This is a genomic window from Muriicola sp., from assembly GCF_049669965.1.
In the GTDB taxonomy this organism is placed as follows: domain Bacteria; phylum Bacteroidota; class Bacteroidia; order Flavobacteriales; family Flavobacteriaceae; genus Muriicola.
In genome coordinates this window covers 1-15,791 of the sequence record NZ_JBATLB010000070.1, presented here as the reverse complement: position 1 = coordinate 15,791, position 15,791 = coordinate 1, and the positions used below count along the sequence as shown (strand labels likewise).

The 15,791-nt window shown below is 42.3% G+C and carries 16 protein-coding genes; 10 read left to right on the top strand and 6 right to left on the bottom strand.

Annotated elements, in window-relative coordinates; genetic code table 11:
* A partial coding sequence (locus WBM49_RS04040; protein ID WP_424370783.1) for an RNA polymerase sigma factor occupies positions 1-370 on the bottom strand: 370 nt, incomplete at its 3' end.
* Positions 371-493: 123 nt separating this feature from the next.
* On the opposite strand from WBM49_RS04040, the gene WBM49_RS04035 reads away from it, so the two are divergent.
* From WBM49_RS04035 to WBM49_RS04020, 4 genes are all read left to right on the top strand, one after another.
* The gene (locus WBM49_RS04035) at positions 494-2,296 is read left to right on the top strand and encodes a hypothetical protein (protein ID WP_424370782.1); all 1,803 of its coding nucleotides are present in this window, start codon (positions 494-496) and stop codon (positions 2,294-2,296) included.
* 143 nt (positions 2,297-2,439) lie between these two features.
* Complete coding sequence (ffh, locus tag WBM49_RS04030) at positions 2,440-3,771, top strand: signal recognition particle protein (protein ID WP_424370781.1); 1,332 nt, start codon at positions 2,440-2,442, stop codon at positions 3,769-3,771.
* Positions 3,772-3,844: 73 nt separating this feature from the next.
* Positions 3,845-4,729 (top strand): bifunctional methylenetetrahydrofolate dehydrogenase/methenyltetrahydrofolate cyclohydrolase FolD, encoded by an 885-nt coding sequence (folD, locus tag WBM49_RS04025; protein WP_424370780.1) that lies wholly within the window; start codon positions 3,845-3,847, stop codon positions 4,727-4,729.
* 104 nt (positions 4,730-4,833) lie between these two features.
* Positions 4,834-6,864, top strand: a complete 2,031-nt coding sequence (locus WBM49_RS04020; RefSeq protein ID WP_424370779.1) for a M13 family metallopeptidase — start codon at positions 4,834-4,836, stop codon at positions 6,862-6,864.
* Positions 6,865-6,911: 47 nt separating this feature from the next.
* On the opposite strand, the gene WBM49_RS04015 is transcribed toward WBM49_RS04020, so the two are convergent.
* Positions 6,912-7,067: a hypothetical protein gene (locus WBM49_RS04015; protein WP_424370778.1), complete on the bottom strand. Its 156-nt coding sequence runs from the start codon at positions 7,065-7,067 to the stop codon at positions 6,912-6,914.
* Positions 7,068-7,189: 122 nt separating this feature from the next.
* On the opposite strand from WBM49_RS04015, the gene WBM49_RS04010 reads away from it, so the two are divergent.
* The 4 genes from WBM49_RS04010 to WBM49_RS03995 are packed head-to-tail and all read left to right on the top strand — an operon-like array spanning position 7,190 to position 10,753.
* Complete coding sequence (locus WBM49_RS04010) at positions 7,190-8,926, top strand: alpha/beta hydrolase-fold protein (RefSeq protein WP_424370777.1); 1,737 nt, start codon at positions 7,190-7,192, stop codon at positions 8,924-8,926.
* A 3-nt stretch (positions 8,927-8,929) separates the two neighbouring features.
* The gene (locus WBM49_RS04005; RefSeq protein ID WP_424370776.1) at positions 8,930-9,553 is read left to right on the top strand and encodes a DUF2306 domain-containing protein; all 624 of its coding nucleotides are present in this window, start codon (positions 8,930-8,932) and stop codon (positions 9,551-9,553) included.
* Positions 9,554-9,589: 36 nt separating this feature from the next.
* The gene (locus WBM49_RS04000; protein WP_424370775.1) at positions 9,590-10,561 is read left to right on the top strand and encodes an aldo/keto reductase; all 972 of its coding nucleotides are present in this window, start codon (positions 9,590-9,592) and stop codon (positions 10,559-10,561) included.
* 9 nt (positions 10,562-10,570) lie between these two features.
* The gene (locus WBM49_RS03995) at positions 10,571-10,753 is read left to right on the top strand and encodes a hypothetical protein (protein WP_424370774.1); all 183 of its coding nucleotides are present in this window, start codon (positions 10,571-10,573) and stop codon (positions 10,751-10,753) included.
* Positions 10,754-10,762: 9 nt separating this feature from the next.
* On the opposite strand, the gene WBM49_RS03990 is transcribed toward WBM49_RS03995, so the two are convergent.
* From WBM49_RS03990 to WBM49_RS03975, 4 genes are all read right to left on the bottom strand, one after another.
* Positions 10,763-11,185: a VOC family protein gene (locus tag WBM49_RS03990; RefSeq protein WP_424370773.1), complete on the bottom strand. Its 423-nt coding sequence runs from the start codon at positions 11,183-11,185 to the stop codon at positions 10,763-10,765.
* Between the two features lie 94 nt (positions 11,186-11,279).
* Positions 11,280-12,119, bottom strand: a complete 840-nt coding sequence (locus WBM49_RS03985; protein WP_424370772.1) for an alpha/beta fold hydrolase — start codon at positions 12,117-12,119, stop codon at positions 11,280-11,282.
* A 156-nt stretch (positions 12,120-12,275) separates the two neighbouring features.
* The gene (locus tag WBM49_RS03980; protein ID WP_424370771.1) at positions 12,276-12,821 is read right to left on the bottom strand and encodes a hypothetical protein; all 546 of its coding nucleotides are present in this window, start codon (positions 12,819-12,821) and stop codon (positions 12,276-12,278) included.
* A 52-nt stretch (positions 12,822-12,873) separates the two neighbouring features.
* Positions 12,874-14,385, bottom strand: coding sequence for a helicase HerA-like domain-containing protein (locus WBM49_RS03975; protein WP_424370770.1), 1,512 nt, complete (start codon positions 14,383-14,385; stop codon positions 12,874-12,876).
* A gap of 58 nt (positions 14,386-14,443) precedes the next feature.
* On the opposite strand from WBM49_RS03975, the gene WBM49_RS03970 reads away from it, so the two are divergent.
* Positions 14,444-14,896, top strand: a complete 453-nt coding sequence (locus WBM49_RS03970) for a RidA family protein (RefSeq protein ID WP_424370769.1) — start codon at positions 14,444-14,446, stop codon at positions 14,894-14,896.
* Between the two features lie 58 nt (positions 14,897-14,954).
* The gene (locus tag WBM49_RS03965) at positions 14,955-15,587 is read left to right on the top strand and encodes a 7-carboxy-7-deazaguanine synthase QueE (protein WP_424370768.1); all 633 of its coding nucleotides are present in this window, start codon (positions 14,955-14,957) and stop codon (positions 15,585-15,587) included.
* Positions 15,588-15,791: the final 204 nt, after the last annotated feature.

Below are 15,791 nucleotides of genomic sequence, written 5' to 3'. Positions count from 1 at the left end.
GAAAAACGGTTCGCTGGTTTTCCGGCAGGCTGTTCAGGGCCCGGTCTAATTTGTCTTTGAACTCCTTTTCTTCCAGGATGAATTCTGGTGATTCCTGGGACGATTTTGGTGCATTTTCAGCATATTTTAAACGCACCTTTTCTGCCTTAAGGACATTGAGATACAGGTTATTGGCAACCTTATAGACAAATGCCTTCGCCTTTTCCGGGGCCACCTTGGCACAATTCTCCCAAAGCTTTACAAAGGCTTCTTGTACAGCATCATAGGCCTTTTCTTCGTTCCCATATTTATAATATATATAATTAAAGATCGTTTTAGAATTGGATTTGAAGATAGCGTTGAAGACTTTCTCTTCACATACTGTATCCATAATGTGCCCCTCTTAATTCATAGATTAGGTTCAAAGATATTTTAAAAAAAATAAAAAACAGGTAGGGTATTTTAAAAGAGAGGTGTTATAAGAACATACGAACAACAAAAAATCCAAATCGTTATGAAAAATGTTTTTAAATTCTCAGTGTTTAGTTTGCTTTTTATAGCAACACTGTTGGCTACCTCTTGTCAGGAAGAATTTGAGGAATTACCTCAGCCAGATGAGCAGCAAACCATCATGGCCAGTTCTTCTACGGCCAAATTAATTGAAAGGACCTCTACTAATGACGGATCCTTTGACAATATTGTAGACGGTGCTAGTTGTATAGCGCTCAACTTTCCCTATACCGTGGAGGTGAATGGAATTCAAATTACCATAGATTCTCGCGAGGACCTTCATCTTATTGAAGAGATCTTTGATGCTATTGATGAAGATGTGGATATCCTGGATATCATTTTTCCAATTACCATCACCTTAGGGGATTTTACTGAAATTGTGATTAACAATAAGGAAGAATTACGTGCCCTTGCCGAGGAATGTCGTGAAGGCGGAGATGATGACGATATTGAATGTATCGATTTTGTCTATCCGATCACCTTGTATACGTTCGATATCAATGAACAGCAAACAGGTAGTGTTACCGTTAATAGCGATAAAGAATTACGATTATTCTTCAAAGGCCTGGATGAAAATGACCTTATCAGTATTGATTTCCCTGTAACCTTGGAATTGTACGATGGTACCCGTGTAACTGTTAATAGTAACGCAGAATTAGCCGTGGCTATAGAAAATGCCAAGGATGCTTGTGATGAGGATGATGACAATGACTATAACGATGACGATTTTACACTGGAGCGATTCAACAATCTAATTGCAGAATGCCCATGGTTAGTGCGTGAGGTACAACGCGATGCAGTGAACCAGACAGACCAGTATTTTGAATATGTAATGAATTTCTCTGAAGATGGTGGTGTATCTGTGAAAGATAGATTAGGAAATGTCCTGAATGGTTTCTGGAGTACCAGAATTACAGATCATGGAGTACTGTTGAATCTTGAATTCGATGTTTTGGTCGACTTTAACCTGGAATGGTTCGTTTATGAAATAGAAGAAGGAAAGATAAAGTTATTCGCCGAAGGTGGAAACAAGATCATCCTGAAAAGTGTTTGTGATGTGTACAATGAGGACCCAAATACGTTACGTGAGATCCTAAGGGAATGTGCCTGGGTGATCAAAAAAGTGAAGAACAATGGTGAGGAAATAGATCGTTTACTTGGGTATGAATTTGCCTTCATGGCCGAAGGTGTAGTTACCTTAAGTAATGGTGTAAATGTTTCCACAGGCTCATGGGAGATCACAACAAATACACAAGGTAGATTGGTAATGGCCCTAACCTTTGGGGAGAACACCAATGATCCTAACAGGTTAGATCCAAATCCGAATGAGATCTATTTTGAGTGGTTACTAAGTGACCTTCGAAATGACCGATTGAAATTTGAGATCGAAGGAACGGCCTACGAATTGATCCTGCAGCGAGTATGCGAAGATATGCCGAACAGTCCTGATGGGGATGTCCTTGAGATCCGCAATGTGATGTTAGGTGGTGATTGGATGGTTGCTCAGTACATGAATGGCGAAGTTGATGAAACTCAGAATTATATGCAGTATACATTTGCCTTCCAGGCAGAAAATGTAATGGGGATCACAACAGGTCAGACCGGTACTACACAGGCTGGGGTATGGCGAGTACTTCGCAACAGCGATGGAAAACTTAAGGTGTATCTCAATGCGGGAGTAGAAGGTGATCTTGCTGAATTGACAGAAGATTGGGACTTTGTTTCCTTGGAGAGTAACAGAATAGAACTTAAGAGTTATAACGATACAAATGCGAGCTACGATATATTGGTTTTTGAAAAGCCATAATCGCAACTTTTTTGCCCCTATTCTTTAAAAAAGGGCCACTTCTCTGAGAAGTGGCCCTTTTTGTTGGTATAATTTCTACAGCTAGACTTCCATGATCTCATTCCAATTGTTAAATTTGCATTCCTCATAAACCCAAAGCCGATATGTTCGATAATTTAAGCGAAAAACTGGATAAAGCCTTACATGTTCTGAAAGGGCACGGACAGATCACAGAGATCAATGTGGCCGAGACCACCAAGGAAGTTAGAAGGGCTTTATTGGATGCCGATGTAAACTTTAAGATCGCCAAAGAATTTACGAACCGGGTGAAGGAAAAAGCACTTGGCCAGAACGTGCTGACCACATTGCAGCCCGGACAGTTAATGGTAAAGATCGTCAAAGATGAACTTACCCAACTTATGGGAGGCGATGCAGAAGGTATTGATCTCTCCGGAAATCCCTCCGTAATTTTAATGGCGGGTTTACAAGGTTCTGGTAAGACCACTTTTTCCGGTAAACTGGCACATTTTCTAAAGACAAAGAAAACCAAGAACCCTTTGTTGGTGGCTTGTGATGTATATCGCCCTGCAGCTATAGATCAGCTTCATATAGTAGGAGAGCAAATAGGTGTCCCTGTCTTTTCAGACAAAGAAAATAACGATCCGGTATCCCTGGCGAAGGCTGGGATTGCTCATGCCAAGGCAAACGGACATAATGTGGTGATCATAGATACCGCCGGTAGGCTGGCTGTGGATGAACGTATGATGAATGAGATATCTGCCATACGAGACGCTATCAGTCCACAGGAGATACTTTTTGTGGTAGATGCCATGACTGGGCAAGATGCCGTAAATACTGCAAAAGCATTTAACGATATATTAAATTTTAACGGGGTCATCCTTACCAAATTAGATGGAGATACCAGAGGTGGGGCGGCTATATCCATACGTTCTGTAGTAAACAAGCCAATTAAGTTCATTGGTACAGGAGAAAAAATGGATGCGCTCGATGTTTTTCATCCGGATAGGATGGCAGACAGGATACTCGGTATGGGAGACGTTATCTCCCTTGTAGAGAGGGCACAGGAGCAATTCGACGAAGACGAGGCCCGCAAGATCCAGAAAAAAATAGCCAAGAATACCTTTGGTTTTGATGATTTCCTGAAGCAGATTCAGCAGATCAAAAAAATGGGAAGCATGAAAGACCTCATGGGAATGATCCCCGGGGCAGGGAAGGCCCTAAAAGGCATGGACATAGATGATGATGCTTTTAAACACGTGGAGGCCATCATACACTCTATGACGCCAGACGAGCGTTCTAACCCTTCCAAACTAGACGCCAGTAGAAAAAAACGAATTGCCAAAGGTAGTGGGCGTACCATCCAGGAGGTAAACCAACTTTTAAAGCAATTCGACCAAATGGGTAAGATGATGAAGATGATGCAAGGCGGAGGTGGTAAAAAGATGATGCAGATGATGAGCGGCCTTAAGGGGTAAGGGGCAGCAGAAAAGAATCATAAGAATTGTAGTCCAAAGAGTATTGTAAAGGCATTTAAATAAATTTAGTGGTATGACCATTTTAGACGGTAAAAAGATCTCCAATCAGATAAAAGATGAAATTGCCACGGAAGTGGCCTCAATGAAAGAAAGAGGAGAAAAGGTGCCACACCTTGCTGCTGTGCTTGTGGGTACAGATGGGGCCAGCCTTACCTATGTGGGTAGCAAAGTTCGTTCCTGTAAGCGCATTGGTTTTGAATCTACCTTACATCATCTTCCTGCTGAAACTACGGAAGAAGAATTACTTCAACTGGTACATGAGCTTAACGAAGATCCTGACATAGATGGCTATATAGTTCAATTGCCCCTGCCAAAGCACATAGACGAGCAGGAAGTGCTAATGGCCGTTCATCCAGACAAGGATGTAGACGGCTTTCACCCAACCAATTTTGGGAAGATGGCCCTGGATATGGAGACATTTATCTCGGCTACCCCATTTGGCATTATGGAACTCCTTCGCAGATACGAGGTAGCTACAGAAGGCAAACATGCTGTAGTGATCGGAAGGAGCCATATAGTAGGAAGACCCATTAGTATCCTTATGAGTCAAAAGGGAAAGGCTGCCAATGCTACCGTTACTCTTGCCCATAGTAGAACAAAAAATATCAAAGAACTTACCCTACAGGCAGATATTATCGTTTCTGCTCTGGGTGTACCTCATTTTCTAAAGGCAGACATGGTTAAACCGGGGGCCGTGATCATAGATGTGGGCATCACCAGGGTGGAAGACACCTCCAAAGAAAAAGGATACTATATCACCGGGGATGTGGACTTCGAAGAAGTGTCAAAAAAAGCTTCTTATATAACACCTGTACCAGGAGGAGTTGGTCCTATGACCATTGCCATGCTATTAAAAAACACACTGCTTGCCAGGGAACGTCACCGAAAGAATACGTAATTTGCAGGCAACTTTTCAATTACATGTATTTTTAACAAGAATAGTGTAACAATAGCAATGAAGGAAAGTCTAATCTGCACGAACAATTAAACTAAACTATACAAATGAAAAAAGTAACAAAGCATGTTCTTTTCTTCTCCTTACTGGCAATAGCCGCCTGTAAACAGGAGGAAAAGGAAGAAAAACCCCTTACCTCAGGAATTCTAACCGAGTATATGGATACCTCCGTAAAACCGGGAGACAATTTTACCCAATACGTGAATGGCACCTGGGTAAAAAACACCCCAATTCCGGATGACAAGGCATCTTATGGAGTTGGCTATATAGTGTATGAAGAATCGGAGGATAATGTTAAGAAAATTATTGAAGAGTCGGCTTCTGGCGATTTTGCCCAAGGTTCTGATGAGCAAAAAGTGGGGGACCTGTATGAGTCCTATATGAATCTTGAAAAACGGAATTCACTGGGTGCAGCTCCATTAAAAGCCGAATTGGAAAAAATAGACGCAATTGCCTCCTACGATGATTTAGCGACCTATTTTGGATATGCCAACAAGGTTAGCATCAATGTGCCTCTTGGACTTTTTGTGTATCAGGATTTCAAGGATCCAACGATCTATACGATTTACACCTGGCAATCTGGTCTGGGACTTCCAGACAGGGATTATTATCTGAAAGAAGATGACAGATCTAAAGAGATACGAGCCAAATATTTGGAGCACATGGCAAAGATGTTCGATTTGGGTGGAGTAGCTAATGGAGAAGCTGCTGCCAAAACGGTCATGGGTCTTGAAACCAAATTGGCTGAAAAGCAAATGGAAAAAGAGAAGACGAGAGATTTGGTGTCCCTTTATAACATGTTCCCGGTAGATACACTCAAAAATATTATGCCTTCTTTTAACTGGACAGCCTTCTTAGCGGAAGCTGGGATGGAAAAACAGGAAAAATTAGGGGTGTTAATGCTAGATTATTCCAAAGCCCTGGATAAGATCATTACCGAAACAGATCTTGCGACCTGGAAGACGTATTTAAAGTGGAGTGCCATAGACGCCAATGCGTCTATACTCAATGAAGCCATGGACCAGCAGAATTGGGAATTCTACAGTAAGGAATTAAGGGGAACTAAAGAACAAAGACCCCTTTGGAGAAGAGCTGTCTCTGCCGTGAATGGCACTATGGGTGAAGTTGTTGGAAAGGTCTATGTAAAAAAGCATTTTCCGCCAGAGGCTAAGGAACGTATGGAAGCCCTCGTTCAAAATCTATTAAAAGCGTATGAAGTTAGTATCAATGAACTTGATTGGATGAGTGATGAAACCAAAAAGGAGGCACTGGATAAGTTAAGTAAGTTTACGCCTAAGATTGGGTATCCCGATAAATGGAAGGAATATGATTTTGAGATAAAGCCTGAGGATCTATTCGGAAATATTAGTAGATCGAGGATGTATGAATACAACAGGGAACTGGCCAAGTTAGGACAGCCTATAGACAAGGATGAATGGGGGATGACGCCACAAACGGTAAATGCTTATTACAATCCAACCCTCAACGAGATCGTTTTCCCGGCCGCTATTTTACAGCCGCCATTTTTTGACCTGAATGCAGATGATGCCGTAAATTACGGTGCCATCGGGGCCGTTATTGGTCACGAAATTGGTCATGGGTTTGATGACTCGGGTAGTACTTTCGACGGCGACGGTGCTATGCGCAACTGGTGGACCGATGCTGATAAAGAAGAATTTAAAAAACGTACCGGCGCACTGGTTGAGCAGTACAATTCCTATGAGGTGTTGCCAGATCTCAATATTAACGGGGAATTTACCCTTGGAGAGAATATTGGTGACCTGGGAGGTCTGAGTATAGCCCTGAAAGCATATAATATGTCTTTAGATGGAGCTGAAGGACCGGTAATGGACGGATTTACCGGAGAGCAACGTGTCTTTATAGGTTACGCACAGGCCTGGCGTAATAAAGCCAGGGATGAATCCATCAGGGTTCAGATCAATACTGATCCGCATTCCCCTGCAGATTTCAGGGTAAATGGGATAGTGCGTAATGTTCCGGAGTTCTATACAGCGTTTAATATTCAGGAAGGGGATAGCCTGTATCTGGCCCCTGAAAAACGGGTAAAGATCTGGTAATTTTGAAAAGTTCAATAAAATATAAAGCCCTCCTTTTGGAGGGTTTTTTAGTTGGGAATTGAATAATCCTCAGCACTTCCCTGGATAGAATCTGTGGGTGTAAGGATGTCAAAATCTGCATTCCCTTCGTCGTTGGTGCAACTCCAGGTACAGATAATGGAAAGGATTACCAATAAAAAATATACTACATAAGGACGTTTCATAGCTCAATAATTTAGTAGGTATGATTACAGAGTTACTGATTAATTAAAACGGTTAATAACCCATTTTGGTATTGCTAGACTAGGTAAAAATGGGTACCTTTTGTCGAAAATATTTCGACCAAATGAATCAGACTTTCCGTTTACTACCCCTTTTGTTTTTATTCCTTATTGGCTGCAAGCAACAGGATAAAGCAATGACGAACACAGATATCAGTATTACATTTCCCAGTTCCTTAAGTGAAGCACCTAAGGACGGCAGAGTTTTACTAATGTTTGCAAAAACCAACGAACAGGAACCCAGGCTCCAGATCAATGATGGACTCACTACCCAACTCATCTTTGGGATGAATGTGGACCAACTGCCACCGGAAGAGTCCCTGGCATTCAATAAACAGGCATTTGGGTATCCCTTTCCATCCCTGTCCGAGATCCCACCCGGGGAATACTGGGTACAGGCCTTATTACACGTATACGAGACCTTTAACTTGTCTACCGGCCAAACGGTGAAACTACCCATGGATAATGGGGAAGGGCAACAGTGGAACAGATCGCCCGGGAATTTGTACAGCACTCCATTTAAAATTACGGTGACTGAAAATGGTTTTGAACCTCTGAATATTGTGATGGATCAGATCATACCCCCAATTGAAGAGCCGGAAGACACAGAATGGATCAAACATATTAAAATAAAATCGGATAAACTCTCAGAATTCTGGGGCCGGGATATGTTCCTGGGAGCACACATTCTGCTTCCGAAAGGCTTTAAAGAGCATCCTGAAGCCAAATATCCCCTAATGATCTTTCACGGACATTTTCCTGACGACTTTGGTGGCTTTAGAACACAACCTCCAGATCCTAATCTGAAACCAGAATATTCTGCCAGATTTGATCTGGAAGGGTATAATGTCATACAACAGCAGGAAGCTTATGATTTTTATAAGCGATGGAACGAACCGGATTTTCCGAGGTTCATCATTATTGAAATACAGCATCCTACGCCTTATTACGATGATTCCTATGCCGTAAATTCGGCCTCACAGGGTCCTTACGGCGATGCAATTACCTATGAACTAATTCCCCATATTGAAAAGGAATTCCGTGGCTTAGGGGAAGGATGGGCCCGTTTTCTTTACGGGGGTTCTACAGGAGGGTGGGAAGCCCTGGCGGTGCAGGTTAAGTATCCCGACGAATACAATGGATGTTTTGCCGCATGTCCGGATCCCATCGATTTCCGGGCCTATTGTTTAAACAATATTTACGAGGATGAAAATGCGTATTATTATAAAAGCGACTTTAAACAATTAGAAGTGCCGGCACATCGCGATTATCTTGGGCAGATCCAGGGTACCGTCAAGGGAAATAACCATTTGGAACTGGTCCTGGGCGACAAGTCGCGTTCGGGGCAGCAATGGGACATTTGGGAAGCCACCTATTCCCCCCAGGCAGCAGACGGATATCCTCAACGCATCTGGGATAAAACAACCGGAGATATTGACCGTGCGGTCGCCGAATATTGGAAAGAGAATTTTGACCTTCGCTATATTTTGGAACGCGATTGGGATCAATTAGGGGATAAATTAAAAGGGAAGATTCATATCTATTGCGGGGATATGGATAACTATTACCTCAATAACGCAGTTTATCTTATGGAAGATTTTCTGGAGAGTACCTCAGATCCTTATTACGAAGGAGAAGTACTTTATGGCGACCGTGCAGAACACTGTTGGAATGGTGACCCGGATCAGCCTAATGCTATTAGCCGACTCCGATACAACAGCATGTACGTGCCAAAGATCATGGAGCGCATTGCCAATAGTGCCCCCAGGGGAGCCGATCTAACTAGTTGGAGATACCAGTAAAGAATGAAAAATACTACCAATAAATTTGCCTGGATTGTATTTGGAACTATGGCAATGTCTATTGGGCTCTATCCGCTGATATATTTTGTAATCGACAGAAAATTTGGACTATTAGCCTCCAAAAGCGAATCGCTGTTGAATAATATTTTTTGGAATACAGGTTTCTATGGCCATATCCTTTTTGGTGGTCTGGCTTTGTTTATCGGTTGGGTACAGTTTAGTAAGAAATTTAGAAATACAAACCTTCTGAGGCATAGGAATATAGGTAAGATATATGTCATTGCCGCTATGATCAGCGGCGCCTGTGGAATCTACATAGGATTTCACGCCACAGGGGGTCTTATTGCATCCGCTGGGTTTATCAGTCTTGGGGTGTTGTGGCTCTTTACCACCTACAAGGCTTTTCAGGCTGCGAGGAATAGAGATATTGAACTACATAAGGGCTTTATGATTTACAGCTATGCACTTTGTTTTGCGGCAGTAACATTGCGGATCTGGCTTCCTACCCTGACGTATTTTTTTGGCGATTTCACCATTGCTTATAGAATTGTTGCCTGGTTGTGTTGGGTGCCAAATTTGATCTTTGCCTTCTTTTGGGTGCGGAAGAAGGGTCTTATGTTAGGTTGAACATTTTGAATAATTGATACTACAATTAAAACAGTCATGAAAAAAAGAATATTTGGACGGACCAATTGGGAAGTCAGCGAAATAGGATATGGCATGTGGGGAATGGGTGGATGGAAAGAATCGGATGACCTGCTGTCTGCTCAATCTCTGGACCTTGCCGTAGAGCACGGAGTGACTTTTTTTGACACGGCCTGGGGATATGGAGAAGGGCATAGTGAACGCTTACTGGGAGAATTACTTAAAAGACACCCTCAGAATAAATTGTATACGGCCAGTAAGATCCCTCCAAGAAATTTTAAATGGCCTGCCAAATCTTCCTATCCTTTAGATGAGTCCTATCCTTCGGAGCATATTTTGGAGTATACGCATAAAACACTCAAGAATTTACGGCTGGAACAAATAGATCTGATGCAATTCCATACCTGGGATGATAGCTGGGCAGAAAGAGAAGAATGGCAACGAACGGTAGAAGATCTTAAAGCCTCAGGTAAGATTGCGGCTATGGGGATCAGTATGAATCGCTGGGAACCCGAAAATGGAATTACGGCCCTCAAAACCGGCTGTATTGATGCGGTGCAGGTCATCTATAATATTTTTGACCAGGCTCCTGAGGATGTTTTGTTTCCCTTGTGCGAAGAGTTAAATATCGGGGTGATCGCCAGAGTTCCTTTTGATGAGGGCACACTCACAGGGAACATCACAAAAGATACCGTATTTCCGAAAGGGGATTGGAGGGGCAGCTATTTTGTTCCCGAAAATCTCATTCCCAGTGCAGAAAAGGCAGATCTGCTAAGGCCATTGGTTCCGGAGGGCATGACGATGGCCGAAATGGCGCTGCGATTTATCCTTATGAATAAAACGGTAAGTACCACCATACCCGGGATGCGAAAAGCACGCAATGTACGCGCTAATGTTCAGACCAGTGATGGCAAAGCGCTGCCACAGTCTCTTTTTGAAGAATTACGAAATCATCGCTGGGATAGGGAACCTACCTCATGGTCACAATAACGAGAACCTTTGGAACGCAAAAGATTTTTTTCACAGGTTTTTATTGCCATGCTACTGTACGTGGCAATTTCCCTGATCCTGGAACGGCAAATAACAGCCGAAATCCTGATGAAAGAGAGTAGGGATGGACTTATTTTTGGGTTGGTCTATGGGCTAGTCTTGTGGATTTGGAATCGCGTTAAAAAAGACTAATCCCTGTTCTTATTTGGCGAACAACTGACCCATATCCTTGAATGCCTTGAATTCAAGGGCATTGCCGGCAGGGTCCAAAAAGAACATGGTAGCTTGTTCCCCTACCTGGCCTTCAAATCGGATGTAAGGTTCAATGATAAAGGCTACCCCCTTTTCCTTTAATTCTCCGGAAAAGCTCTGGAAAGTATCCCAGGGGAGTACTACCCCATAATGAGGCACCGGTACGTTTTTTCCATCCACGGGATTGGAATGCAATTCTTCTTCAGACTTTGGTTTATAATGTATGACCAACTGATGTCCGAAGAGGTTAAAATCTACCCAGTGGTCGCTGCTTCTTCCTTCAGAACAATTTAGGACCTCGCGGTAAAATGTGCGGCATTCAGCCAGATTATGTACGGGGATAGCAATATGAAAAGGAGTAATGGGGGTCATAGGCTTTTGGTTTGAATAATATATTTTTCAAAATCGCATTTTTGGTTTCTACAGAATCAATCGGTCTAACAAACCTGCTAAATGTAATTATTTTTTAAGATTTTAGGAAATCAATAATCTGTTCATTTACCTCTTCCTGATGCATGGAATGCCCCAGTCCGCGTGTGCCGATAAGCTTGCTGTTATTCCATTGAGAATGTACTTTTTCAGAGGCCCAAAAAGGGGCGACAAGATCTAATTCATCATGGATCAATAATCCCGGAATTGAAATATTCCTGGCATACTGAGCATTGGAAAAATCAACAAAACCAAATCCGAAATGCTCTTTGTAATAATCATTCAATGCATTTAAAACACGATCACTAAATCCCAGCAGCTTTTGATAGCGATGCATAACATCGCTAAATTCAGAAGGGGCACCAATACTGATTATTTTCTTCAGCGAATTGGCCGGGAAACAATACTGATGATAAACTGCCGTCATCCCGCCAACCGAGTGACCAATAATATAGTCGGGATTGTATCGGGTCACAATAGTCTGCGTGCATTCGGTATATCGAAGTACATTAAAAAGGCTGCCGGAGGAATATCCGTGAGCAGGTGCATCAAAAGCCAGGACCTGAAATCCTTCTTGTTTTAAATGGCCAATCAGATTCCGCCAGCGAAAGGAATTACTTTCCCACCCATGAAGCAGGAGCACAGTTTCTTTTTCTCCGGTCCAGCAATAGGTCTGTACCTCCATTTCACCAACCCTTACCATTTCCTTTCTGGCCTCGTTTAAAAATTGAGCCTGCATAGCAAGTACCCTTCCTTTACGCGGTGTACAAAACAATAAATAAGCCTTCTCCGCAACCTTTCTCTTTGAAAAAATAGCCAGGAGATTAAAATATGTGCCGTAAATTTTTGGAAGTATTTGCTGAAAGTACTTTGTCATCCTCCTATTCCCTTTGGATCGAGCTCTGAATTTGAACCACAAGTATACGCGCTTTTACAGAATACTGCAGGCGAATTGTATTAAAATAAGGTTATCTAAATTGTAGAATTCAGATGCCAAGTACTTATAAAACAAAGCTCCTTTATGTTAGGAAGGTTAATTCCAGCCTATCATCATATACTTTATTTTAGCTTTATCCGGGATCTGGACTGCATCAATATCCGAATTATTAAACCGCAGTTCGGCCGGTAATTCGTCTTTGCTGATGGTAAAGTACAGGTCGCTGTCGTGCAACAGTATCACCACATTGTTCATGGAGGTGATCACTTTTTTTATCTTTAGTTTGTCCTTGATATCCTTAAAAGTGCTTAGAACGTTCACACCTTCTGCAGTGCTATACCTGGCATCGTAAATACGTATATTCTCAATCATCGGAACGCTATCGTTAGTAGGGGAGATACTAAGCAAATGGGCACCACCTTTTTCGTAGACCTCTATTTTGCCGGCAGCAGTCTTATCCTCGGTCATGGATGGGGTGCGAACAATGGAATCGCTTGCAAAGATGCTGTCTATTTGAGCGATGGAGTTCGTTTTGGCAAGATAGCCAATACGGTCTTTTGAAATATTAAAAGTGATATTTTCCTCTTTGTTACATGCAGAGAAAAGGATGATTAAAAGGCAAAGGCCTATGGTTGTTTTCATATAAAAAAGTGATTTAAACTCTTGAAAATAATTTAATAATAGGGTCATAAAGCTATTTCATCGCCTTACTTAATATTCCCAGGACCCCTCGTATAAAGGTAGCACTTGTCAGGACCTTCAAAACAGGATTTTGCCTGGTGCTTTTTCGCTGGCTTGTGGTCCGAGATCTGGAGGTGGGTCTGTCTTCCTCTTTTTTTGCTAGCTTTTCGGCCATTTCAATTTTCTTATTTAACATCTCATACGCACTATCCCGGTCTATGACTTCATCGTATTCCCGTACCAGTTTAGAATTGCTAATAACCTCTTTTAATTCACTATTTGTAAGTATATCCATCCTGCTCATAGGAGCACGTAACATGGTAGCAGCAAGTGGGGTAGGCCTACCTTTCTCATCCAGGGCACTGATCAATGCCTCTCCTATCCCTAAAGAAGTAAGCACTTCTTTAGTGTCATAAAAATCTGATAGAGGATAGTTTTCCGCCGTAAGTTTTATCGCCTTTCTGTCCTTTGCGGTAAAAGCTCTCAGCGCATGTTGTATTTTTAATCCTAACTGAGCCAGCACAGCATCTGGCACATCGGTTGGGTTTTGCGTAACAAAATAAAGCCCGATTCCCTTGGATCTGATCAACTTTACAATGCTTTCTATTTGGTCCAGGAGCGCTTTGGAAGCCTCCTTGAAAATTAAATGTGCTTCATCTATAAAAAGGATCAATTCCGGCCGTTCACTATCCCCCTGCTCCGGAAAAGTGGCGTAGACCTCCGCTAACAGACTTAGCATAAAGGTTGAAAAGAGTTTGGGACGATCCTGTATGTCCGTAAGTCTCAGGATGCTTATCATTCCACGCCCATTCTCATCTATCCTTGTAAGATCGTTTACATCAAACGACTTTTCTCCAAAGAACAAATCGGCTCCCTGTTGTTCCAACTCTATGACTTTCCTGAGTATAGAGCCTGTAGAACTGGTGGCTATTCTACCGTAATTGTCATCAAATTCTTTTTTGCCTTCGTTGGTAGCATATTGCAAGACCTTCTTAAAATCTTTCAGATCTAAGAGGGGAAGTTTATTATCATCACAATATTTAAAAATCACGGCCACAATACCTTCCTGAGTTTCCGAAAGATCAAGGATCCTCGAAAGTAATACAGGGCCAAATTCAGATACTGTTGCCCTTAATTTTAGTCCGTCCTGCTCAGATAATGAAAGGATTTCTACCGGGAATTTTTTAGGAGTAAAAGGAAAGCCAATTTTTGCGTGGCGCTCATCAATTTTTGGATGTCCGGGACTGGGCTGTGCCAAACCACTAAGATCTCCTTTAAGGTCCATTAGCAATACAGGGATGCCTTTGTCTGAAAGATTTTCGGCTAGCACCTGCAAGGTCTTCGTCTTCCCTGTACCTGTGGCTCCGGCTATTAAACCATGCCTGTTAAGGGTTTTCAAAGGTATTTTAACCAGCGCATTGGTGATGGTTTCTCCGTTGAGCATTGCTGCTCCCATAGCAATAAAATCACCTTTGGTAGTATATCCTTTTTCTATATGTTCGAAGAAATCTTCCTTGCTACTCATTCCTGCTAATTTTTGATAAAAATAGGGTAATTTTAAGCAACAATAAAACCGTCATCTTATGAAATATCTTATCCTGTTATCCACTTCCATTCTTATTGCTTCAACTACAGTAGTCCAGGCCCAGGAAACTTCCGGGATCATTTTTCACAAGTCGCATGAAATAAAGAAACAGTCAGCACCTTACAGTGATGTGGTAGAGGCAGGAAATCTCTTTTTTCTGGCAGGCCAGATTGGGATGGATCACAGCACCCGTACCATGGTTGAAGGAGGAATTAAGGTTGAAACAGCGCAAGCTATACAGAATATTGTTGAGGCGTTGAAACAGCATGGCCTTACTATTGATCAGGTTGTAAAGTGCACCGTGATCCTTAGCACTATGGACGACTTTGCTGCTTTCAATGAGGTCTACGCAGAACATTTTAAGAAAAAACCGGCACGAACCACCTTTGCCGCCGCCGGCCTGGCAAGGAATGCCAAGGTAGAAATAGATGTTATTGCCGTTAAAAATTAGACAGCTTGTGATCTGCTAATTGGTCGATACCTACACAACTAAATAGTATCTTTGCGCCATGTTAGAAAAAGACATCATGAAGTTGGTAGCAAAAGGCAGTATGCTACCCCTTATGGAAGAGTTCTATACCATACAGGGCGAAGGATTTCACAAAGGCACGGCTGCCTATTTTATCAGAATAGGTGGCTGCGACGTGGGCTGTCATTGGTGCGATGTAAAGGAAAGCTGGAATGCGGCTACACATCCACCCACGGCCATAGAAAGTATAGCCGCCAATGCAGCGAAGTATTCCAATACCATTGTGGTAACAGGAGGGGAACCCCTTACCTGGGATATGGGGCCACTGACAAGCTTGTTAAAGGAGAAAAATCTAAGCACTCATATTGAAACCTCAGGAGCCTACCCACTTACAGGCAGCTGGGATTGGATCTGTCTTTCTCCCAAAAAAAATAAAGGTCCGGTTGGAGAAATCCATTTAAAAGCCCATGAACTTAAGGTCATCATTTATAACAGGGATGATCTTCGTTTTGCAGAGGAGCACGCCGCAAATGTGGGTGAGCAATGTGTACTTTACCTACAACCAGAATGGAGTGTAAGAGAAAAGGTAACGCCTTTAATTGTAGATTATGTTATGAAGCATCCAAAATGGAAAATATCCCTTCAAACGCATAAATACCTCAATATTCCCTGATACAAAGTCTTTTCTAGCTTAGGAAAGAATACCGGGAGATCAACTATATTTAGCGTCCTCCATTGGCTTGCAGATCTAGGATACATTCGGAATCAAGCTCAGGTATAGCTGCTTTGCCTGCCGAGATACGTTTATTCATCAATCCCAATAAACCGCCGCCAAATTCGAGTTCGGCTCGCATCAAACAGCCGTTGATATTGCAAT